Source organism: Streptomyces sp. NPDC007905, from assembly GCF_042959345.1.
Taxonomy (GTDB): Bacteria; Actinomycetota; Actinomycetes; order Streptomycetales; family Streptomycetaceae; genus Streptomyces.
This window is the reverse complement of record NZ_JBIBKS010000005.1, coordinates 221979-243005: the sequence shown is the minus strand read 5'-3', so window position 1 is coordinate 243005 and position 21027 is coordinate 221979. Positions and strand designations below refer to the sequence as shown.

20 protein-coding genes and 1 pseudogene are annotated in these 21027 nt (G+C 69.8%); 9 read left to right on the top strand and 12 right to left on the bottom strand.

From position 1 onward, the window contains the following. Window position 1: 1 nt before the first annotated feature. Both ACFZDC_RS11615 and mca read right to left on the bottom strand, forming a co-directional pair. Complete coding sequence (locus ACFZDC_RS11615) at window positions 2–241, bottom strand: hypothetical protein (protein WP_391322604.1); 240 nt, start codon at window positions 239–241, stop codon at window positions 2–4. Beyond that, window positions 234–1115 carry a mycothiol conjugate amidase Mca gene (gene mca, locus ACFZDC_RS11610; RefSeq protein ID WP_391322602.1) on the bottom strand — a complete coding sequence of 294 codons (882 nt, stop codon included), beginning with the start codon at window positions 1113–1115 and terminating at the stop codon, window positions 234–236. Before mca ends, ACFZDC_RS11615 begins: the two co-directional genes overlap by 8 nt. A 158-nt stretch (window positions 1116–1273) precedes the next feature. Here mca and ACFZDC_RS11605 point away from each other — a divergent pair, with 158 nt between their 5' ends. After that, window positions 1274–1672 carry a DUF4307 domain-containing protein gene (locus tag ACFZDC_RS11605; protein ID WP_391322600.1) on the top strand — a complete coding sequence of 133 codons (399 nt, stop codon included), beginning with the start codon at window positions 1274–1276 and terminating at the stop codon, window positions 1670–1672. 235 nt (window positions 1673–1907) lie between these two features. Further along, on the top strand, window positions 1908–2408 hold the full coding sequence (gene greA, locus ACFZDC_RS11600; RefSeq protein ID WP_391322598.1) for a transcription elongation factor GreA: 501 nt from the start codon (window positions 1908–1910) through the stop codon (window positions 2406–2408). A 73-nt stretch (window positions 2409–2481) separates the two neighbouring features. Here greA and ACFZDC_RS11595 read toward each other — a convergent pair whose 3' ends face one another. The 3 genes from ACFZDC_RS11595 to ilvA form a co-directional block, all read right to left on the bottom strand. After that, complete coding sequence (locus tag ACFZDC_RS11595; protein ID WP_391322596.1) at window positions 2482–3339, bottom strand: ABC transporter permease; 858 nt, start codon at window positions 3337–3339, stop codon at window positions 2482–2484. After that, on the bottom strand, window positions 3336–4319 hold the full coding sequence (locus tag ACFZDC_RS11590; RefSeq protein ID WP_391322593.1) for an ATP-binding cassette domain-containing protein: 984 nt from the start codon (window positions 4317–4319) through the stop codon (window positions 3336–3338). The genes ACFZDC_RS11595 and ACFZDC_RS11590 overlap by 4 nt, the downstream gene beginning before the upstream one ends. Window positions 4320–4515: 196 nt before the next feature. Further along, window positions 4516–5745, bottom strand: coding sequence for a threonine ammonia-lyase (gene ilvA, locus ACFZDC_RS11585; RefSeq protein ID WP_391322591.1), 1230 nt, complete (start codon window positions 5743–5745; stop codon window positions 4516–4518). Window positions 5746–5907: 162 nt separating this feature from the next. Between ilvA and ACFZDC_RS11580 the strand changes: the two genes are divergently transcribed. The 3 genes from ACFZDC_RS11580 to ACFZDC_RS11570 all read left to right on the top strand — a co-directional run bounded on the left by ACFZDC_RS11580 (window position 5908) and on the right by ACFZDC_RS11570 (window position 7321). Beyond that, entirely contained in the window at window positions 5908–6414 is a 507-nt protein-coding gene (locus ACFZDC_RS11580) for a MarR family transcriptional regulator (RefSeq protein WP_391322831.1), read from the top strand. A 129-nt stretch (window positions 6415–6543) separates the two neighbouring features. Further along, window positions 6544–7047: a sigma factor-like helix-turn-helix DNA-binding protein gene (locus tag ACFZDC_RS11575; RefSeq protein WP_391322589.1), complete on the top strand. Its 504-nt coding sequence runs from the start codon at window positions 6544–6546 to the stop codon at window positions 7045–7047. A 25-nt stretch (window positions 7048–7072) separates the two neighbouring features. After that, window positions 7073–7321: a hypothetical protein gene (locus tag ACFZDC_RS11570; protein ID WP_391322587.1), complete on the top strand. Its 249-nt coding sequence runs from the start codon at window positions 7073–7075 to the stop codon at window positions 7319–7321. A 103-nt stretch (window positions 7322–7424) separates the two neighbouring features. Here ACFZDC_RS11570 and ACFZDC_RS11565 read toward each other — a convergent pair whose 3' ends face one another. Continuing rightward, window positions 7425–8579, bottom strand: a complete 1155-nt coding sequence (locus ACFZDC_RS11565) for a cystathionine gamma-synthase (RefSeq protein ID WP_391322584.1) — start codon at window positions 8577–8579, stop codon at window positions 7425–7427. Between the two features lie 142 nt (window positions 8580–8721). Here ACFZDC_RS11565 and ACFZDC_RS11560 point away from each other — a divergent pair, with 142 nt between their 5' ends. After that, window positions 8722–9840 (top strand): hypothetical protein, encoded by a 1119-nt coding sequence (locus tag ACFZDC_RS11560; RefSeq protein WP_391322582.1) that lies wholly within the window; start codon window positions 8722–8724, stop codon window positions 9838–9840. A gap of 332 nt (window positions 9841–10172) precedes the next feature. Here ACFZDC_RS11560 and ACFZDC_RS11555 read toward each other — a convergent pair whose 3' ends face one another. Beyond that, window positions 10173–10505 (bottom strand): hypothetical protein, encoded by a 333-nt coding sequence (locus ACFZDC_RS11555; RefSeq protein ID WP_391322580.1) that lies wholly within the window; start codon window positions 10503–10505, stop codon window positions 10173–10175. Window positions 10506–10798: 293 nt separating this feature from the next. On the opposite strand from ACFZDC_RS11555, the gene ACFZDC_RS11550 reads away from it, so the two are divergent. Beyond that, window positions 10799–12076 carry a GNAT family N-acetyltransferase gene (locus ACFZDC_RS11550; protein WP_391322577.1) on the top strand — a complete coding sequence of 426 codons (1278 nt, stop codon included), beginning with the start codon at window positions 10799–10801 and terminating at the stop codon, window positions 12074–12076. A gap of 265 nt (window positions 12077–12341) precedes the next feature. Here the strand turns inward: ACFZDC_RS11550 and ACFZDC_RS11545 are convergent, their stop codons facing one another. Continuing rightward, window positions 12342–13385, bottom strand: coding sequence for an alcohol dehydrogenase catalytic domain-containing protein (locus ACFZDC_RS11545; RefSeq protein ID WP_391322575.1), 1044 nt, complete (start codon window positions 13383–13385; stop codon window positions 12342–12344). Window positions 13386–13556: 171 nt separating this feature from the next. On the opposite strand from ACFZDC_RS11545, the gene ACFZDC_RS11540 reads away from it, so the two are divergent. Next, entirely contained in the window at window positions 13557–14456 is a 900-nt protein-coding gene (locus ACFZDC_RS11540; protein ID WP_391322573.1) for a helix-turn-helix domain-containing protein, read from the top strand. Between the two features lie 78 nt (window positions 14457–14534). Here ACFZDC_RS11540 and ACFZDC_RS11535 read toward each other — a convergent pair whose 3' ends face one another. The 4 genes and pseudogenes from ACFZDC_RS11535 to ACFZDC_RS11520 all read right to left on the bottom strand — a co-directional run bounded on the left by ACFZDC_RS11535 (window position 14535) and on the right by ACFZDC_RS11520 (window position 20549). Next, window positions 14535–17834, bottom strand: coding sequence for a S8 family serine peptidase (locus ACFZDC_RS11535; RefSeq protein ID WP_391322571.1), 3300 nt, complete (start codon window positions 17832–17834; stop codon window positions 14535–14537). 254 nt (window positions 17835–18088) lie between these two features. Beyond that, window positions 18089–18430 (bottom strand): annotated as a pseudogene (locus ACFZDC_RS11530) (ATP-binding cassette domain-containing protein); the annotation flags it as partial. Between the two features lie 305 nt (window positions 18431–18735). Continuing rightward, window positions 18736–19983, bottom strand: a complete 1248-nt coding sequence (locus ACFZDC_RS11525) for an Ig-like domain-containing protein (protein ID WP_391322569.1) — start codon at window positions 19981–19983, stop codon at window positions 18736–18738. Window positions 19984–20201: 218 nt separating this feature from the next. After that, window positions 20202–20549, bottom strand: coding sequence for a hypothetical protein (locus ACFZDC_RS11520; protein WP_391322567.1), 348 nt, complete (start codon window positions 20547–20549; stop codon window positions 20202–20204). 110 nt (window positions 20550–20659) lie between these two features. Here ACFZDC_RS11520 and ACFZDC_RS11515 point away from each other — a divergent pair, with 110 nt between their 5' ends. Next, window positions 20660–20986 (top strand): hypothetical protein, encoded by a 327-nt coding sequence (locus ACFZDC_RS11515; RefSeq protein ID WP_391322566.1) that lies wholly within the window; start codon window positions 20660–20662, stop codon window positions 20984–20986. Window positions 20987–21027 lie beyond the last annotated feature (41 nt).

Genomic DNA, 21027 nt, shown 5'->3' with positions numbered 1-21027 from the left:
GTCAGCCCCGCTTGGCCGGGGAGTCGGGCTTCGCCTCCGCCACGCCGTCCGGGGCCTCCTTGAAGTCGACCTTCTGCAGGTGCTTGTTCATCGACTTCATCAGGCCCCACACCGCCAGGGCCAGCACCGCGAACACGATGAAGCCGAGGACGCCGGGGGTGACCTTGTTCTTGTCGACCTCACCGGCGAGGGGGACGAGGTGCGTCACTGCCAGGCTCACGCTTGCGCTCATGTCAGGCATTGTCGCGGATGCCCGCGAAGAGGTCGTCCTCGGGGAGGGAGGTATCGACGAGGGACTTCGCCAGCTCGTACTCCTCCGTCGGCCAGACCTCCTTCTGCAGCTCCATCGGCACCTTGAACCACCCGCCGTCCGGGTCGATCTGCGTGGCATGCGCGATCAGCGCCTTGTCGCGGATCTCGAAGAAGTCCGCGCACGGAACGTGCGTGGTCAGCGTCCGCTCCTTGCGCTCGAACTCCTTCCAGCGCTTGAGCCACTCCCCGTACGGCGACTCCAGGCCGCGGTCCAGCATGGCCTTGTGCAGGGCCTCGGTGCGGGGGCGGTTGAAGCCCTGGTTGTAGTAGAGCTTCTGCGGCTGGTAGGCCGGGCCGTACTCGGCCTCGGGGTACTTCTCGGTGTCCGCCGCTCCCTCGAACGCCACCATCGAGATCTTGTGGGTCATGATGTGGTCGGGGTGCGGGTAGCCGCCGTTCTCGTCGTAGGTGGTGATCACCTGCGGGCGGAAGGAGCGGATCTGCTTCACCAGTTCGCCAGCCGCCTTGTCGACGTCCTCCAGGGCGAAGCAGCCGTCGGGCAGCGGGGGCAGCGGGTCGCCCTCGGGCAGGCCCGAGTCGACGAAGCCGAGCCACTCCTGCTTGACGCCGAGGATCTCGCGGGCCTCGTCCATCTCCTTCTTGCGTACCTCGTGGATGTGCTCCTCGATGTACTTGTCGCCCTGCAGCTTCGGATTGAGGATGGAGCCGCGCTCTCCGCCGGTGCAGGTCACCACCAGCACGTCCACCCCCTCGGACACGTACTTCGCCATGGTGGCCGCGCCCTTGCTCGACTCGTCGTCGGGGTGCGCGTGAACGGCCATCAGTCGCAACTGGTCAGTCAAGACTCAATCCTCGGTAAGTCGGCGCCCCGCGTCGTGGGGTGCAGTTATACAGGTGCCGCCCCGCAGGGGCGTCCTTGAGGGGCGGTGCTCGGGCGGCGGGCGGGAGGCTTCTATAGTGACCGAATCGGGGGGCGAATAATTCCGCGGAGAGGACGATCATGAGTACGGCGAGCACGCGGCTGCCCGAGGGCCGCTACGGCCGCTCCTCGGACGAGCGCGTCGATCGCAAGCTCAGGATCGCCGGTTCGGTGCTGGGCGCGGCCCTGCTCGCACTGGTCGGCTACTTCGCCTACCACTACGTCGCGCAGAGCCAGATCAGCGCCCAGGTGATCGCCTTCAAGGCCTCGGACGAGGCGGTCCAGGTGCATCTGGAGGTCCACAAGGACTCCGGCGCGACCGGCTACTGCACCCTGCGCTCCCAGTCGGCCGACGGCGCCGAGGTGGGCCGGGCGGACTTCCGCTTCACCGGTTCGGCCACGCGCATCGACAAGGTCGTCACGCTCCGTACGACGGCCAAGGGGACGACGGCCGAGCTGCTCGGGTGCCACGCGGACTGATCCGCCTGACCCGTCCGGTCCGGCTGATCCCGCCGGTTCCGGCTGATCCGGCTGATCCGGCCGCTCCGTCACCCGGAATGCGTATACGCTGACCTGCGTTGATGTGATTCTGATGGCTTATGTCCTCCCCCTTCCGCCATTGAATTGTTAGGCTCGTGGTTTCGCCCATCCAAGAGGGAACATTCTTCTGGGTAGGGCGATGCTTTGTATTCCCAGTACCGACGAGGAGCACCCTGTGACCCAGACCAGCGAGAACGTCACCTGGCTGACCCAGGAGGCGTACAACAAGCTCAAGGACGAGCTTGAGTACCTTACTGGTCCTGCGCGCACGGAGATCGCCGCCAAGATCGCGGCCGCGCGTGAGGAGGGCGACCTGCGCGAGAACGGCGGGTACCACGCCGCCAAGGAGGAGCAGGGCAAGCAGGAGCTGCGTGTGCGCCAGCTGACCCAGCTTCTGGAGAACGCCCAGGTGGGCGAGGCTCCGGCCTCCGCGGACGGTACCGTCGCGCCGGGCATGGTCGTCACGATCGCCTTCGACGGTGACGAGGACGACACGCTGACGTTCCTGCTCGCCTCCCGCGAGTACGCGAGCTCCGACATCGAGACGTACTCGCCGCAGTCCCCGCTCGGCGCCGGCGTCATCGGCCACAAGGTCGGCGAGGACGCGGAGTACGAGCTGCCGAACGGCAAGAAGGCCTCGGTGCGGATCCTGAAGGCCGAGCCGTACTCGAGCTGACCCCGGCCCCCAGCTTGGACCACGCCCCCGGCGTCCATGGGATTCCATGGACGCCGGGGGCGTCGTCGTACCGTCAGGCGGTGGCCGAGCGGTACTTCCGCACCGCCAGCGTGCGGAACACGACGACGATCAGGACCGAGTAGGTCAGTGAGGCCGCGACCGAGTGCTGCATGGGCCAGGCGGTCGAGTCGGACTGGCCGGGGTCGCCGAAGAGCACGCGGGTCGCCTGGACGGTGGCGCTGAACGGGTTCCACTCGGCGATGTGACGCAGCCACGGGGTCATGTTGCTGATGTCCACGAACGCGTTGGAGAGGAAGGTCACCGGGAAGAGCCAGATCAGTCCGCCGGAGGTGGCCGCCTCGGGGGTGCGTACGGTCAACCCGATCAGGGCGCCGATCCAGGTGAACGCGTACCCGAGCAGGAGGAGCAGCCCGAAGGCGGCGAGGACCCTGCCGACGTTGGTGTCGTGGAAGGTGCCCACGCGCCAGCCGACCAGGAGCCCGACGACGGCGAGGACCAGCAGGGTGAGCGCCGTCTGGACCAGGTCGGCGAGGGTCCGCCCGGTCAGCACCGCGCCGCGCGCCATGGGCAGGGAGCGGAAGCGGTCGATGAGGCCCTTGTGCATGTCGTCGGCGATGCCCGCGCCGGAGCTGGCGGTGGCGAAGGTGACGGTCTGCGCGAAGATGCCTGCCATCAGGAAGTTCTTGTAGTCGGTCGCGCTCGTGCTGCCGTCGATCTTCATGGAGCCGCCGAAGACGTAGGTGAACAGGACCACGAACATGATCGGCTGAATCAGCCCGAATATCACCATTTCGGGGATTCTGGACATGCGAATCAAGTTGCGCTTGGCGACGATCAGCGAGTCGTGGACGGACCGGCCGATCGGGTTGCCGGGCGCCGCGAGGGGCACGGCGTCGTTGACGGCACTCATTTCACGGCCTCCTTGCCGTTCTCCTGGTCGTTTCCGGCTGCCTCGGCCACGTGCCCGGTCAGGGACAGGAAGACGTCGTCGAGAGTGGGGCGGCGCAGCCCGATGTCGTCGATCTCGATCCCCCGGGTGTCCAGCTCCCGGATGACCTCGGCGAGCAGCTTGGCGCCACCGGTGACGGGGACGGTGAGTTTGCGGGTGTGCTCCTCGACCGTGGTGTCCCCCTTGCCGAAGCCGCGCAGCACCTCGGCGGCGGACCGTATGCGCTCGCGCTCGTGCACCACGACCTCGACGCGCTCGCCGCCGGTGCGGGCCTTGAGCTGGTCGGAGGTGCCCTTGGCGATGACGCGGCCCTGGTCGACGACCGCGATGTCGTGCGCGAGGTGGTCGGCCTCCTCCAGGTACTGCGTGGTCAGCAGCAGGGTCGTACCACCGGAGACGAGCTGTTTGATGACCTCCCACAGCTGCTGGCGGTTGCGCGGGTCGAGGCCGGTGGTCGGTTCGTCCATGAACATCACGGGCGGTGAGACCACGAGCGCGGCGGCGAGGTCGAGCCGGCGGCGCATGCCTCCGGAGTAGGTCTTGGCGGGGCGGTCGGCGGCGTCCGCGAGGTTGAACTGGTCGAGCAGCTCGGCTGCCCGCTGCTTGGCCGCCCTGGCCTTCATCTGGTACAGCTGCCCGACCATCTGCAGGTTCTCCCGGCCGGTCAGGTATTCGTCGACCGCCGCGAACTGGCCGGACAGGCCGATGGAGCGGCGCACGGTGTCGGGGTGCTTGAGCACGTCCACGCCGGCTACGACCGCCCGGCCGCTGTCGGGGCGCAGCAGTGTGGTCAGGCAGCGGACCGTCGTCGTCTTGCCGGCGCCGTTCGGCCCGAGCAGGCCGAGGACGGTGCCCTCGGGGACATCGAGGTCGACGCCGTCCAGTGCTCTCACGTCGCCGAAGGTCTTCACCAGACCTTCGGCATAGATGGCGCCTGGCATGTGGTCTCCACGTCGTCGGGGATTCTTCGGAAAAGGCTAGGTATGCGCGCCCGGCTCCGCCTGCGGTTTTCCACCTGGGCTTTCCGCGAACACGGCGACGGATCGGCGGCCACACATCACACAGTAACGCGATGTATCGCGTCTCTCAATGGCTTTCCCCGAACGAGTGACACCGCTGCTTCGAGCCTCGGCCGCCTCAGTCGATGACCGTGTAGCCCGCCTCGCGCAGGGCCTGGCCGACCTCGGCGCAGTGCACCGGTCCCTTCGTCTCGAGGTGCAGCTCCACCTCCGCCTCCGTGAGCCCGAGCCGGGGGTCGGTTCGTACGTGGCTCACGTCGAGGACGTTAGCGTCGACCACTGACAACACCCCGAGGAGCGTGGCGAGGGCGCCCGGGCGGTCCGTCAGCCGCAGCCGTACGGCCAGGTAGCGGCCCTGCGCGGCCATGCCGTGCCGCAGCACCCGCTGCAGCAGCACCGGGTCCACGTTCCCGCCGGACAGCACGGCGACCACCGGGCCGGGGACGGCACCGGGCTCGCCGAGCAGGGCCGCGACCGGGCTCGCCCCGGCCGGCTCCACGACCAGCTTGGCCCGCTCCAGGCACAGCAGCAGCGCGGCCGACAACTGGTCCTCGCTGACCGTGCGCACCTCGTCCACCAGCTCCTCGATGATCCCGAACGGCACCAGGCCCGGCCGCCCCACCTTGATGCCGTCGGCCATCGTGGCCGGGTTCTCCACCGACACCGGACGGCCGGCGGCGAGCGAGGGCGGATAGCACGCGGCGCCCTCCGCCTGGACCCCGATGATCCTGACGTCCGGCCGCAGGGACTTCACGGCGACCGCGATGCCCGCCGCGAGCCCGCCGCCACCGATCCCGACGACGATGGTGCGCACCTCCGGGCACTGTTCCAGGATCTCCAGCCCGACCGTGCCCTGACCGGCGATGACGTCGGGATGGTCGAAGGGGTGGATGAACACCGCGCCCGTCGCGGCCGCGTACTCCTGGGCCGCGGCCAGCGTCTCGTCGACCACCTGGCCGTGCAGGCGCACCTCGGCGCCGTAGTCCCCGGTCGCGCTGATCTTCGGCAGCGGGGCGCCCTTCGGCATGAACACGGTGGCGTGCACGCCGAGCAGCGAGGAGGCGAGCGCCACGCCCTGCGCGTGGTTCCCTGCGCTCGCGGCCACCACGCCGGCGGCACGCTCCTCCGGCAACAGCCCGGCGATCCGGACGTAGGCGCCGCGCAGCTTGAACGACCCGGTCCGCTGCAGGTTCTCGCACTTGAGGTGCACCGCCGCGCCGACCAGCTGGGACAGATGCCGGCTGCCCTCCATCGCGGTCACGCGGGCCACACCGGAGAGCATCTTCTGGGCTCCGCGCACATCGTCGAGGGTGACGGAGCGCAAGGAGTCAGCCGTACCGTAGCTCATGACGCAAGTCTCGCAGTTCACGGTCGCGCACGACGGGTGTGACCAAGCTCCGAGACCGGTTTGCGCAGCGCCGGTACGGTCCGCCCCCGGGCCGCGTACCCTGTCCCCCAACCCAGCAGCCCTTCATGAAGCGAGCCTCCGGCCATGCCCACAACACCTGAAATGTCGATGGACATGACGACCGTCGGTGACCCCGGTCTTCTCGACACCCTCCAGCACGAGGTGGCGGTGTTCGCCCGCCGTGCCGAACAGACCCGGCTCGGCGGCGTCGGGCAGGTGCGCAACTCCATGGACCGCGCCGCGTACCTGCTGCTCAACCGCCTCGACAAGGAAGGCCCCATGGGCGTCAAGGCGCTCGCCGCGAGCATGGGGATCGACTCCTCCACGGTCACCCGGCAGGTGGCTCCCCTGGTCGACACCGGGCTCGTCAAGCGCACCTCGCACCCGGAGGACGGGCGTGCGGTGGTGCTCCAGCTGTCCCCGCGCGGGGTCTCGCGGCTGGAGGAAGTGCGCTCCTCGAGGCGTCAGTTGATGGCCGAGCTGACACACGACTGGGCACCGGAGGAGCGCGAGCAGTTCTGCACGCTCCTCACGCGCTTCAACACCGCGCTCTCGGCGAGGATGGCGGTCCAGGGGGTGCCGTCCGCGGAGCAGTCGCCGGCCTCCTGAGGAACACGGCACCGGTGCGGTACGGAGCCTTGACCGCGGGCCGCCGCCGGCCTCATATGAGACCGGGTCCTGCGGTGTACGCGGTTCGACCGTCCCGTACCGGACAGGGCCCCTCAGGGGGGAGGCGTGGTGCGTGATCGGCAGGCGTCCCGCGATGCCCGCCGGGCCCGGGAGTTCGAGGCGTTCGTCGCGGGTGCGGCAGGGCGGCTGCAGCACACCGCCACGCTGCTCACCGCGGAGGCGCCGGACGCGAACCCGCGCGCGCGGCGCCTGCTGACCCTGGCACTGGCCCACACCTACGCCTGCTGGGACCGGCTGCGCGGCGACGACCCCTACGACCACGCCCGCCAGTATCTCGCCACCCGCTTCGCGCGCGGGACGTGGCACGAGCACATCGTCCTCGGCCGCACCCGGCCGCATCCCGGCACTCCGCTCGCCGCCCTGACGGCGCGGGAACGGCTGATCCTGGTGCTGCGGATGTACGAGGGAGTAGCCGAGGAACAGACGGCGGCCCTGCTCGGCCTGCCCGTCGAGCGGGTGCACGCGATCTGCGACCGCGCCACGGCGACCGTGCTGCATCCGGCGCGTACGACCGCTCCGCGCACGGTGGGCACCGAGGTGGCGCCGTCATGAGGCAGCCGGCGCGAGGGAGGGCGCGGTGAACCGTCCCCAGAGGGAGGCCGCTGTACGGCGGATCCTGGAGCAGACCCCGGCGCCCGTGCCCCCGGACCTGTACGGCGAGGCCGTCCGCCGCGGCGACCGCCTGCTGCGGCGGACGCGGCTCGCCCACCGCCTGCTGTGGCTGCTGCTGTGCGCCGCGGCACTGGCGTTCACCGTGTGGGCGGCCGAGGCCCACCCCTGGGCGGAGCCGCCGTCCCAGACGACTCCACCGGTCACCGGCTGGTGACCGGGATCTGTCCTGCGGATCGGGCCGGCTCCGGGCAACGGTGACTTGTCGGTACAGGGGCGTGCCATGCCCCGCGATGCCGGCATGATCCGCCGGACAGGCCCTAACCCAGGGCCTGCTGCAGGTCCTCCAGCAGGTCGTCCACGTTCTCGATGCCCACGGACAGGCGTACCAGGTCGGCGGGGACCTCCAGGGCGGAGCCGGCCGCGGAGGCGTGCGTCATCCGGCCGGGGTGCTCGATGAGCGACTCGACACCGCCGAGGGACTCGCCGAGGGTGAAGACCTTGGCGCGGTTGCACACCTCGACGGCGGCCTCCTCCCCGCCCTCGACCCGGAAGGACACCATGCCGCCGAACGCCTTCATCTGCTTGGCGGCCACCTCGTGCCCGGGGTGCTCCGGCAGGCCCGGGTACAACACGCCGGTCACCCGCGCGTGCCGGGTCAGCATGTCGGCGATCCTGGTGGCGTTCTCGCTGTGCCGGTCCATGCGCACCGCGAGGGTCTTGGTGCCGCGCAGCACCAGCCAGGAGTCGAAGGGGCCGGCGACGGCGCCCATCGCGTTCTGGTGGTAGGCCAGCTCCTCGCCCAGCGCCTGGTCGGAGACGATCAGCGCACCGCCGACCACGTCCGAATGGCCGCCCATGTACTTGGTCAGGGAGTGCACGACCACGTCCGCACCGAGCGACAGCGGCTGCTGGAGGTAGGGCGTGGCGAAGGTGTTGTCGACGACGAGCTTCGCGCCCGCGTCGTGGGCGATCTGGGCGACGGCGGCGATGTCCGTGATGCCGAGCAGCGGGTTGGAGGGGGTCTCCACCCACACGACCTTGGTCTTCGGGGTGATCGCGGCCCGGACCGCGGCCGGGTCGCTGGTGTCGGCGACGGACCACTCCACGCCCCACCGGGTGACGACCTTGGCGAAGAGGCGGAACGTGCCGCCGTAGGCGTCGTTCGGGATCACCACGTGGTCGCCGGGGCTGAGCAGCGTACGCAGCAGGGTGTCCTCGGCCGCGAGGCCGGAGGCGAACGCGAGACCGCGGCAGCCGCCCTCCAGCGCGGCGAGGTTCTCCTCGAGGGCCGTCCTGGTCGGGTTGGCGCTACGGCTGTACTCGTAGCCGCCGCGCAGGCCCCCGACGCCGTCCTGCTTGTAGGTCGAGACCTGGTAGATCGGCGGGACGACCGCGCCGGTGAGGGGATCCGCGGTGTTGCCCGCGTGGATCGCGAGGGTCTCGAAGTGCTGACTGATGTGCCTGTCGCTCATGTGCACCGAGCGTAGTGCGCTCGGCCGGATGGTGACGTCCCCGTCGGCGTCCGACTCGGTCCCGAACTGCCGTGCGCGAGGTTTTCCACAGGCCGGCGGGCGGGGTTGGCCAATTGTCGGCGGCGTCTGGTTCGCTTGACGCATGGCGATTCTCTGGCTGCTCATGGCGCTGCTCCTGCTGAGCTTCGTGCTGCTGCCGCTGCTGCGGCGCAGGCGCGGGGCGATCGGGCTGGTTCCCGCGGGCCACCCGGACGCCGCCGACCCGGCGAACTACGGCTTCGTGCGCCAGGAGGAGCTGGACGTGCGGATGCCCGGTCCCGACCAGGACCTGCTGGACGTCCTGGACCTGGTGCAGCGGACACAGGACTACCGGGCGGCGCAGCAGCTGCTGGCCGGCACCGAGGCCGAGGGCGAGCTGCGCTGGCAGCGTGTGCAGGCCTTCGCCGGTGCGGCGGCCCTGGAGCTGCGGCAGCGGCCGGGCGGGGTGCACGAGACGCCGGGCGGGCAGTGGCTCAGGGTGTGGCGGGCCGAGCAGCCCAAGGACGCGGGCGCCGCGGCCGTGCACGCCGAGTTCCTGGTGCAACAGGCCTGGCGGACGTCGACGCCGGGCACGGACGACTTCCGGATCATCATGGAGGAGGCCGGGGAGGCCTGCGGGCAGGCGGCGCTGCTGGCCCCCGGCGACCCGGTGCCGTACATCGTCGAGCTGTCCATCGCCCGGGGCCTCGCCTATCCGCAGCCGGAGTTCGAGAAGCTCTGGTTGAGCATCCTGGACCGCGCACCCCACCACATGGGCGCGCATCTGGCCGCGCTGCACTACTGGTGCGAGAAGTGGCACGGCTCGCGCGAGCAGGCGTACGCCTTCGCCGAGGCCGCGGCGGCCCGCGCCCCCGACGGCTCGCTGCTCGCCGCCCTGCCGCTGTTCGCGGTCTTCGAGCACCTCCCCGAGGTGAACCTGGTCGCGAGCTTCTACCAGAGCGAGGTCGTCACCAAGGCGATGCACGGCGCCCTGCACGCGGTGCACGCGGCCCGCCCCGACGACCCGGTGCTCGCGCACGTCCGCCACCTGCTGGTCTTCTTCCTGGTGCGGGCCGAGCGCTGGGCGGAGGCCATGGGCCAGCTGATACACGTCGACGGCCACGTCGGCGCACTGCCCTGGACCCTGTCCGCCGACCCGGCCGCCGACTTCGCCCTCTACCGCGCGCTGGCGGTGGCCGGATACGAGGCGAACGGAGGCAGCCCGGCGAGCCTGCCCGGCTGACCGCGATCACCGGGATTGCCCTGCCGACCTGTGACAGGGCCGAGGAGACGTCCTGACCCGGACCGGAGAGGCGGCCCTGACCGGTACTCGAATCGGCGTCGCCCCGGCCGGCGGCTGACGACCGGCGCCCACGGCGCGGGGGGTGTTCGCCTCCATGGTGCGGGCGCAGCCACCCGTGACACCTGCTCGCGCGCCTCGGGGCACTGCTCCCAGCGCTGTGGTGGGCCGGACTGCCGTCGGCCCACCACAGTGCCACCCGTTTCCGCGGCACACTTACGCGGATCGTTGGGTGCGCTTCCCCGTTGGTCGACGCCGAGAAGACCGGCCTCGTGCTAGGACACGATGATCACGATGACTCCGTTGTCGAAGCGGTGGTCGAAGCGGTGGTCAAAACGGTGGTCGAAGCGGTTGTCGAAGCGGTTGTCGAAGCGGTTGTCGAAGCGGTTGTGGTCGAAGCAGAACCCGCGATGGTCGAAGCAGCGCCCGTTGTCGTTGTTGAAGCAGCGCCCATCGCCACGGTCGAAGCAGTTGTCGGTGACCGCATGGGTGTGCACGGCAGGGGCTGCTGCCGTGGCCGTGCCCGCTGCGCCGAGCGCGGCGCCGCCGGCCATCAGAATGCTTGACGCGGACGCCGCGACGAGACGCCTGACGCCTTGTGCTCGCATGATGGATACACCTTTCCTTCCATCGTCTCGGGCGACTCAGCCGCACGAGAGGGATGGCCGCAGCCGCACGCGGGTGCGGCACGGTCGCGGGCGTCGCCCCGCGCGTCGAGGAGCATCTCGCGCATCCAGGATCCCGCCGCACGGGGACCAGCCGACCAGGAGCGTGCCTCCAGACTTCACGTTCTACTTGCAATACGTGGGCGGCGCCCTTCGGGATTGGTGCCCGTGCCCGCAGGCAGAACGGCGTGCCCGCGGGGGACAATGGGACTCCCGGTCCGGATGAGGTGGTGGCGATGCCCGCCTGGCATCTGCGCGACTATCACGACGACGATCTCGACCAGGCCATTCAGATCTGGGACCAGAGCCGCCAGGCCGACGCGGAATCGGTGTTTCCGGTGTCCGAGGTGATGGCCGCGGCCAAGGCCGGCCAGCCGGCGGTGGTGGCGGTGGTGGGCGACGAGCTGGTGGGCATGGCCGTGGCTCAGGCGTACGGCAGGCGAGCGTGGGTCGTCCTGGTGGCACTGGCCTCCCGCTGGCGTGAGCGCGGGGTCGGCAGTGCGCTGCTCGTCGAGCTGGAGCGCCGCCTGCGCGCGCTGGGCGTGCGCCACATCAGCGCGCTGCTGCCCTCGGGCGCCGCCGGGACGAAGGCTCTGGAGAACTCGGGCTACCGGTTCCACGACGGCCTGACCTACTACGAGAAGCTCGAACCGCCCGGTTCCGGCAACGCCGACGTCCTCGCGGCGCTGGGCGGCCGCATGCTGCCCGAAGGCCTCTGGGACGCGATGGCCGGCATGGAGCGGGAGAAGCAGGTCGTCGAACGCCGTGTCGTGCTCCCGTTGACCGAACCTGCGCTGGCCGACCGTTACGGTGTCGACCCGCCCAAGGCGGTCATCCTGTTCGGCCCGCCCGGCACCGGGAAGACGAGCTTCGCCAAGGCGGTGGCCTCGCGGCTCGGCTGGCCGTTCGTGGAGCTCTTCCCGTCCCGGCTCGCGGCCGACACGAGCGAAGGACTGGCCGCGGCGCTGCGGGAGGCGTTCGCGGAGCTGGCGGAGCTGGATTCGGTGCTGCTCTTCATCGACGAGGTCGAGGAGATCGCCGGCGTGCGGTCCGGGAAGGCGGTCGATCCCGGGCACGGGGTGACGAACGAGCTGCTCAAACTCATCCCCGGCTTCCGCGAGCACGACGCGCGGCTGCTGGCCTGCGCCACCAACTCCGTGCGCTCTCTGGACGCGGCGTTCCTGCGGCCGGGCCGGTTCGACTACGTCCTTCCCGTCGGCCCGCCGGACCCGACCGCCCGCGCGGCGATCTGGGCCCGCTATCTCAGGTCCGCCGGCGACTCGGTGGACATCGGGCGACTGGTCGAGGCGAGCGAGCTGTTCACCCCGGCCGACATCGAATTCGCCGCCCGCAAGGGCGCGCAGGCGGCGTTCGAGCGCGAGATCACACAGCGGCAGGGCCGACCGGCCACCACCGAGGACTACATGGCCGCCATCGCCGACACCCGGCCCACGCTCACGGCACGCGCCATCGAGGAGTTCACCGAGGACATCGAGAAGTACAGCCGTCTCTGAGCCGGACGCCTGCGCGCGGCCGACCCGGTTCCGGCAACTCGGCCCGGTCGCTCGACTCCTCCCCGCTCGCCGGTGCGGGGTAGTCGGGGAGACGTGTCGGCTCCTGCCCCGTACATTCGCCCCTCGCGAAACTCGCACAAGGGGAGGAACCCGGATGGGCTCGGGTGCTCGGCACCGACCGCGCCCGGCCGGCCCACCACCCCGGCCGGCCCACCGCCCCGGCCGGCGCCCGTTGGGGCTGCCGGGCCGGGCGGGGCCGGGACGGTCAGATGGTGGCGGTGTCGATGACGAAGCGGTAGCGGACGTCGCTCGCCTGCACCCGCTCGTACGCCTCGTTGATCTCGGTGGCGCTGATCAGTTCGATCTCGGCACCGAGGCCGTGCTCGGCACAGAAGTCGAGCATCTCCTGGGTCTCGGCGATGCCGCCGATGCCGGAGCTGCTCACGCTGCGGCGGTTGCCGAACAGCGACTGGAGCTCGATCTGCACCGGCTCCTCGGGGAGGCCGACGTTCACCATGGTGCCGTCCGTGCGCAGCAGGGACAGGTAGGCGGCGAAGTCGAGCGGGGCCGAGACGGTGTTGAGGATGATGTCGAAGGTGCCCGCCAGCTCCTCGAAGGTCTTCGGGTCGCTGGTGGCGTAGTAGTGATCGGCACCGAGCTTGAGGCCGTCGTCCTTCTTGCGCAGGGACTGCGACAGGACGGTGACCTCGGCGCCCAGCGCGTGCGCGATCTTGACGCCCATGTGGCCGAGACCGCCGAGACCGACCACCGCGACCTTCTTGCCGGGGCCGGCGTTCCAGTGCTTCAGCGGGGAGTAGGTGGTGATGCCCGCGCAGAGCAGCGGCGCGGCCACGTCCAGCGACAGGCCCTCGGGGACGCGGACGACGTAGTTCTCGTCGACGACGATCTTCCGCGAGTAGCCGCCGTAGGTGGGTTCACCGTCCTTGCCGACGGAGTTGTACGTCCAGATGGTGCCGCCCGTGGAGCAGTACTGCTCCAGGCCGGCCTTGCAGTTGTCGCACTCGCGGCAGGAGTCGACCATGCAGCCGACGCCCACCCGGTCGCCCACGGCGAACTTCGTCACACCGGAGCCGACCTCCGAGACGACGCCCGCGATCTCGTGCCCGGGGACCATCGGGAAGATGCCGGGGCGCCAGCCGTCCTGGGCCTGATGGATGTCGGAGTGACAGATACCGGCGAACTCGATGTCGATCAGGACGTCGAACTCGCCGACCGCGCGCCGCTCGATGGTCGTCCGCTCCAGCGGGGCCTTCGGGGCGGGCGCGGCGTAAGCAGCAACAGTGGTCATGCCGGGGTTCTCCTAGCAGAGTGTTCCGTGCCCGGTTGCCTTCCGACCGGGTACGGCATCCAGCCTGCCCCAGGTTTCGCCCGGCACCCAGGCCACACGTCTTCGTACGACTGCTGTGCCTACCACTGGCGGGATCAGGTTGGTGTGCGTACGACCATGAATACTGGGCTCATGGACGAACAGCCGGAAGCGGTCGCCGCCGGCCGGCCCCTGGACCGGCGGGCCGAGCTGAGCGAGTTCCTGCGCAGCCGACGGGCCCGGCTGAAGCCGGAGGACGTGGGGCTGCCGGACTTCGGGCGGCACCGCCGGGTGCCGGGGCTGCGCCGCGAGGAGCTGGCCCAGCTGGCCGGGGTGTCCGTGGCCTACTACACCCGTCTGGAACAGGGCAACGGACGCAATGTCTCCGCCGAGGTGCTGGGCTCGATCGCCCGTGCCCTGCGCCTGACGGACGCCGAGCAGGCGCACCTCACCCACCTGGCCAAGCCGAAGGCGCACAAGAAGAAACCGGCGGCACGGCAGCAGCAGGTGCGGGCGGCACTGCGCCAGCTGCTGGACACTGTGGACGGCGTGCCCGCGTACATAGCCGGCCGCCGCGCGGAGATCCTGGCCTGGAACCGGATGGCAGCCGCGCTCTTCGGCGACTGGGCGGAGCTTCCGCCGGCCGACCGCAACTGGGCCCGTCTGGTCTTCCTGCGCCCCGAGTACCGGGATCTGTTCATCGACTGGGAGCAGAAGGCGATCGACATCGTCTGCGTCCTGCGCATGGACGCCGGCTGCTATCCGGACGACCCCCGCCTGTCCGCGCTGGTCGGCGAGCTGTCCGTCAAGAGCGAGGAGTTCCGGCGGCTGTGGGCGACCCACGACGTCAAGGAGAAGGGCCACGGCGTCAAGCGGCTGCACCACCCGCTGGTCGGCGACCTCCTGCTCAGCTACGAGACGTTCAGGGTGGCGGACGACACCGACCAGGCCCTGATCACCTACCACGCCGAGCCGCACTCCCCCTCGGCGGAATCCCTGCGCCTGCTGGCCAGCTGGGGCACGGACGCGACCCGGGCGGTGCCCTCCGCCTGAGACGGCCACGCGAACGGCCCGCCGGAAGCATGGCTTCCGGCGGGCCGTCCGTTACCCGTCCACTCGGCTACTGGTGGCTCACTTGCCGTAGTACGCGTTGTAGATCGTGATCGCCGAGGTGTTGCCCTTCTTGTCGGCGATCTTGGCGCGGAAGGAGATGGCCTTGCCCTTCGCCGGGTTCTTCACGGTGATCTTGCCACCGCGGACGTCGACCTTCTTGAAGGTCTTGCCGTCGTAGGAGACGTACACCGTCAGGGACTTCAGGTTGCTGCCCGCGGCCGCGCCCTCCACGGTGACCGGGAAGGTGACCGTCTTGCCGGCCTCGACCCGGCTGTCCAGGCCGGTCGTGGCGCCGAAGTGCAGGGCGGACACGGGGAGCTTGGCGACGCCGTTGGACGGCTTCTTGGAGCGGAAGGTCCACGTCGCGTCGATCCGCGAGGAGGCCTCCGCCACCTTCGCCGAGCGCTTGACCGAGGTGGTCAGCTTGTACGCGGCGTCACCGGCGGGAACCTTGAAGGGCTCGCCGAACAGCGGGTCGTGGTTGGAGCCGACCTTGGTGCCGTTGCGGTACAGGGTCGTGTCCACCGAGGTGAAGAGCGAGGAACCGGCGTGCTTGGCACCGTCTGCGAACAGCGGCAGCGAGCCGTAGATCTCGTTGCCGTCCCGGTAGACGCCGAAGTCGGCGTTGACGTGCGGGCCGAAGACCGCGGTGTTGAAGGTCTTCGTGTACGTCTTGCCGGCCGCGTAGGCCTGCGCACCCAGGCCGTAGCCCGCCTCGGTGATCGGGAAGCCGTCCTGGTCGACCCCGCCGTCCTGCTCGAACTCCAGCTCCCACTTCACGCCGCCCTTGGCGGACAGGTGCAGGGTGCGGGTGCCGGGCAGGTTCTGTGTGAGGCCGACGGAGGAGGCGCCGGAGCTGCCGGGCAGCCAGCCGACCGCGCTGACGGAGCCCTTCTTGCCGCTCGCGGCGGCACCCAGCCGGGCCTTGACCGTGGCCAGGTCGCTCGCCTTGTAGTGCTTGGTGAAGCCGGTGGCGAGCTGCTTGACCGGGCCGCCGGAGGTGACGTCGTACTCCTCGGTGGCACCCTTGGACCAGTGGCCGTCCCACTGCTGGTACAGCGTGCCGGAGGGCAGCTGGGGGCCCAGGTGGGCGGTGTGGAAGTTCTTGTACGAGTCCAGGAAGAAGCCGTAGCCGTACTGGCCGTCGCCGATGGTGACGTCCCACTCGGGCGAGGCGAACACGGACTTGGCGCCCGTGGCCGGGACGGTGACGTTCACCGGCTTGGCCTTGCGCGCGTCGATCGTGATCGTCTGCTTCTTGGAGACGGTCAGCTTCGGCTGGGCGATCCAGTCGATGCCCTTGGTCGCGTCCTCCGGGTCACCGTAGACGGCGGTGTTGAGGATGTACGTGCCCTTGGGCGCGCGCACCTTCACCGTGCCCGACTTGTCGTACGGGTTCAGCCACTGGCCGTTGGCCAGGCCGGCCACACCGGTCAGGTCGGTGTCGTAGTACGGGGCCGGCTTGCCGTCACGGCCGATGAACTTCAGCGTGACGTCGTACGACTCCACCTCGCGCTGGACCGCGGCGGCCGTGCGGATGGTCTGCCCGTCGCCGGTCGCGGTCACGTAGGAGGAGTAGGCGCCGTCGACCGTACCGCCCAGCTTGGTGTTGACGGTGAAACCGACCGAGGCCGTGCCGTGGGCCGGGACGGTCACCGTCGTCCTGGCCAGCTTGAAGAAGCCCGACGGAGCCGCCTGGCCCTTGGGGTTGGTGGCGGTGCCGGCCAGCTGGAGCGTGACGTCCTTGTCGCCGAGGTTGCGGTACGTCAGCTGCTTGGTGACCGGCTTGTCGTCGGTGTGCGGCCACTGCTGCACACCGAAGCTGATCGAGACCGGCTCGGCGATCACGGACTGCTTGATGGCCTTGTCGACCGCGATGCGGCCCGACCCCTGCTGGAACGGCGTGTAGTTGCCGCCCTTGGCGGAGCCGGTGAGCGCGCCCTTCAGCTCGGCGTAGCCCCAGTCGGGGTGCTCCTGCTTCAGGATCGCGGCGGCGCCCGCGACGTGCGGGGTGGCCATCGACGTGCCGGAGATGGTCAGGTAGCCCTCGGGCTTCTCGCCGACCTCCTGGTCGATGACGCTGCCCTTGGCCGCGGCGGCGGTGATGTTCACGCCGGGCGCGGTGACGTCCGGCTTGATGGCGCCGTCGCCGGCGCGCGGGCCGGTGGAGGAGAAGTCCGCCAGCTTGTCCTTCTTGTCGACGGCGCCGACGGTGAGCGCGGCGTCCGCGCTGCCCGGCGAGCCGATCGACTGGGGGCCCTCGTTGCCCGCGGCGATCGCGAACAGGACGCCCTTCTCGGCGGAGAGCTTGTTGACCTCGGCCTCGAGCGGGTCGATCTCGGGCGTGTCGTAACCGCCGAGGCTCAGGTTGATGACGGAGGCGCCCTGCGAGGCGGCCCACTCCATGCCGGCGAGGATGCCGGAGTCGTCACCGGAACCGGTGTCGTCCAGGACCTTGCCGTTGAGGATCTTGGCGTCCGGAGCGACGCCCTTGTACTTGCCGCCCGACTTGGCGCCGGTGCCGGCCACGATGGAGGCGACGTGCGTGCCGTGACCGAAGTGGTCGGTGGCGTCGGCGGCGGTCGAGAAGTTCTTGGACTCGATCACCTGGTCCTTCAGGTCCGGGTGGGTGGTGTCCACACCGGTGTCCAGGACGGCGACCTTCACGCCCTTGCCGGTGTAGCCGGCGGCCCATGCGGTCGGGGCGCCGATCTGCGGCACGGACGTGTCGAGGGCGGCCTTGCGTACGCCGTCGAGCCAGACGTGGGCGATGCCGGAGGCGGTCTTGTCGCCGTTGGTGACGGCGTCCCACAGCTCGGCGGTGTCCTTGACGGGGGTCTGCACGGCGTCCGCGTTCAGCGCCTTCAGGCTGCGGCGCAGCCGGCCCGCGTCCCGGACGTCGGCCTTGGCGCCCGTGGCGGCACCGTTGTAGCCGACGATGACCTTCAGGCCGTTCTTCTGGGCCTTGCGGGTTGCGGCCTTGTTCAGCTCGGTGACGTCGAACAGGCGCTGGTCCAGCTTGCCGGAGGCGACCAGGTGGGCCGCGTCGGCGGGGACGACCAGCGTGTGTCCGGCCGCCTTGCGGACTTGGAAGGGTATGTGCTCACGGCCCTTGGCTCGCTGCAGGCCGACGACGCGGCCCTTGGCGTCGAGGGCGACGCGGTCACCGGTGATCAGGGTGACGTGGTGCTTGGCGGTGAGTGACGCGGCAGCGACCGAGGTCTGCTGCGCGGGCTTCGCCGACGCGGGGCTGGTCATACCCGCTGCGAGGGCGACGGCTGCGGCGGTGGCCACCGTGGCCGCAGCTGCTCTTTTCACTTGTCTGCGCAAGTTCTCCCCCTGGAGATGAAGTACCGGGCGAAATCCCCATTCACCCGGCCGGGGGTAGTTTCGTACACCTGCACGTCAACCCCCCGGGTCACGAAGTATGCCGGGGGGCGATCAGACGCCTCAAGAGATGAGAGGACCGCAAGAAAGCGCTGCCCGGAACTGTTACGCGCCGGGGCAGACACCGTTACAGAATCGGGAAGTCCCTTACGTGCGAACGGTGTTATACGTCGTCAGGCGCCCGCGGAGGGCAGGTCGGCGAGGCGCTCGCCGAGACCGACCGAGGTCAGCGCCTCGGCGGCCCGTTCGCGCCGTTCCCTCCCCTTCACGCCGAGCGGTACGAGGGCGGTCTCCACGTTCTCCTGCGCGGTGCGGGTGGGGATGAGGTCGAAGGACTGGAAGACGAAGCCGATGTTCTCGCTGCGGACCCTTGTCAGGCGGGCCTCGGAGAGTTTGGCCTCGCCGGTGCCGTCGAGGACGACTTCGCCGGAGGTGCGACGGTCGGGACCGCCGAGCATCTGCGGGAGGGTGGATGTGCCGCCGGCCCGGCCCTGGATGACGAGGCCGTCGCCGACGGTGAGGTCCACGCCGTCGAGGGCATGAAGGGTCCTTGTCCTGCGCCTTGCCCATGCCGTTGGACACGGAGCTGACCAGGATGACCGGGATGACCCGTGCGATGCCCAACGCGGGTCCGTGGGCGACGACGAGGGTCGCCTTCCCACGGCGGCGCTGTTCGCGCCTCAGGTAGGTGAAGAACATGCGCCGCAAGCTGGGTACGGCAGGTGGTGACTCGACAAGGCCGGGATGAAAGACGGATGAGAAGGCTGTGCCGGGGCCCGGAAACACCAGTGCCGCCCCCGGGGGCGGCACTGGAAGGACTGTGAACCAGGTGTCAGACGGCCGAACCGGCCTTCCACTGCGCCCAGTCCAGGTTCCAGCCGTTGAGGCCGTTGTCCGGGGCGACGGTCTTGTCGCCGGTGTTCTTGATGACGACCACGTCACCGATCAGCGAGTGGCTGTACATCCACGCGGCCGGAGTGTTCGGGTCCTTGGCGCCCTTGGCGTCGGGCAGGCCCACGCAGCCGTGGCTGGTGTTGACGCTGCCGAAGATGGACGGCGCGCCCCAGTAGTTGCCGTGCAGGAAGGTGCCGGAGTTGGTGAGGCGTATGGCGTGCGGCACGTCCTTGATGTCGTACTCGCCCTTGCCGTCGTCGTCGGTGAAGCCCACGGTCGCGCCGTTCATGCGCGTCTGCTGGAACTTCTCGGACATCACCATGACGCCCTGGTACGTCTTGTGCTCCGGCGAACCCGCGGAGATGGCGATGGTCTTGACGACCTTGCCGTCCTGCGTGACCTTCATCTGCTTGGTCTGCGCGTCGACGTAGGAGACCTGGTTGCGGCCGATGTGGAAGGTGACCGTCTTCTGCTGCACGCCGTAGACGCCGCTGGCGCCCTGGACACCGTCGAGGTCGAGCTTCAGCGTGACGGTGGAGTTCTCCTTCCAGTACGTCTCCGGACGGAAGTCGATGCGGTTGGCGTTGAACCAGTGACCGACGACCTCCTGCCCGCTGCTGGAGGTGACCGAGATGCCCTTCTGGACGGCGGCCTTGTTGGTGATCGCCTTGTCGAAGTTGATCGACACCGGCATGCCCACGCCGACGGTGGCCCCGTTGTCCGGCGTGAAGTTGCCTATGAAGCTGTTGGCCGGGGAGACCGTGGTGAAGGAGGCGTTCTCGTTGGCGACCCGGCCGGCGGAGTCCTTGGCCTCCGCGGCGACCTTGTAGGTGGTCGAGCGCGCCAGCTGGACGGTGGGCTTCCAGCTGGTCTTGTCGGCGGACAGCGCGCCCGCGACGGCCTTGCCGTCGGCGGTGGTCATCGTCACGCCGGTGAGCGTGCCCTTGGCGACCTTCACGGCGGCCGAGTTGTTGATGGAGGCGTTGTTGGAGCCGTCCTTGGGCGTGATCGTGATCTGGGCCTCGGACGACTTCTTGGCCGCCGCCTCGTCGGCCTTGGCCTGGGAGGTGTCGCCGTTGTCGGTGGCCTTGGCGTTGCCGCCGCCGGAACATCCGGTGAGTGCCAGCACACCGCCGAGCAGTGCGGACGCGACCGTCAGGCCCTTGCGCCGCTTACTGTCCGTCATCACACGCTTCTCCATCGTTGCTGAAATCGCGGAAACCCCGAGTCCCCGTTGAGAACCTTCAACGCTACGAACGCTTCGCCCCTTTCCACATGGTTCGCATGTGTGGGCCGCACCACGTCCGCCCGCGGCGGGTGGTGCGGAAGTCGTCCGTGCGCCCCCTGAGACGACAAAACCCCGGACGGCGGTTGCCGTCCGGGGTCATGGGTGCCCCGGGACGCTCAGCCGATGCCGTCCTCTTCTTCTTCGTCGTCCTCCCCATCATCCTCGTCCAGGTCCCACTCGGGCGAGTCAGGGTCGTACTCGATCCGCTCGCTGGACCAGGAAGCCTGCTGGAGTTCCACGCCGGGTACCTCGCTGACCAGGTCGAACGGGTCCACGAGATAGGCGAGGGCCTCCGCGGTGTCTTCCGTCACAGCGTTCTCGGCGTGCGTCCGCTCCTCCAGGGGCAGCTCCGCATCGGAGGCCAGCCGGCGCAACGCGGCCTTGGTCAGCTCGCCTTCGCCCTGCACCTCGAGGACCAGCTCCACCCGAAGTCGTACAAACCGTGATGTCTCTTCCGTGCTCATGACGAGAGCCTACGGCTGAAACCTCCCGTGACTTTCCCGTGACCCGCGACTTTCACTAACATCGCCCCACACGGCCAATTCGCCAGCGCCACAAGGGGGATCGATATTCCGTGTCATCCGCTCGCCGTCCGTTGCTGACCGCCACCGCCGCGGGGACCCTGCTGTGCGCCCTGTGGTTCGTTCCGTCCGCCAACGCGTCGCAGGACGACTCGGCGAGAGAGACGACGGCCACGACCGCGACGTCGCAGGTCACACAGCAGGCGGAGGCGCTGTCCGAGGCCGCGGCCGACGACGGCACGGGCAGCCCGGACAGCACACGGCTCGCGGACACCGGCAGCTTCGACACCACGCCGTACGTCATCGGCGGCAGCGCGTTCCTCGCCATCGGCGCCGGATTCGTGGTGTATTCGGTGCGGCGGGAACGCCTCGGCTTTTAATCCCGCTTGACGATTCCTTGACGGAGAACGCCCAGTCCGCC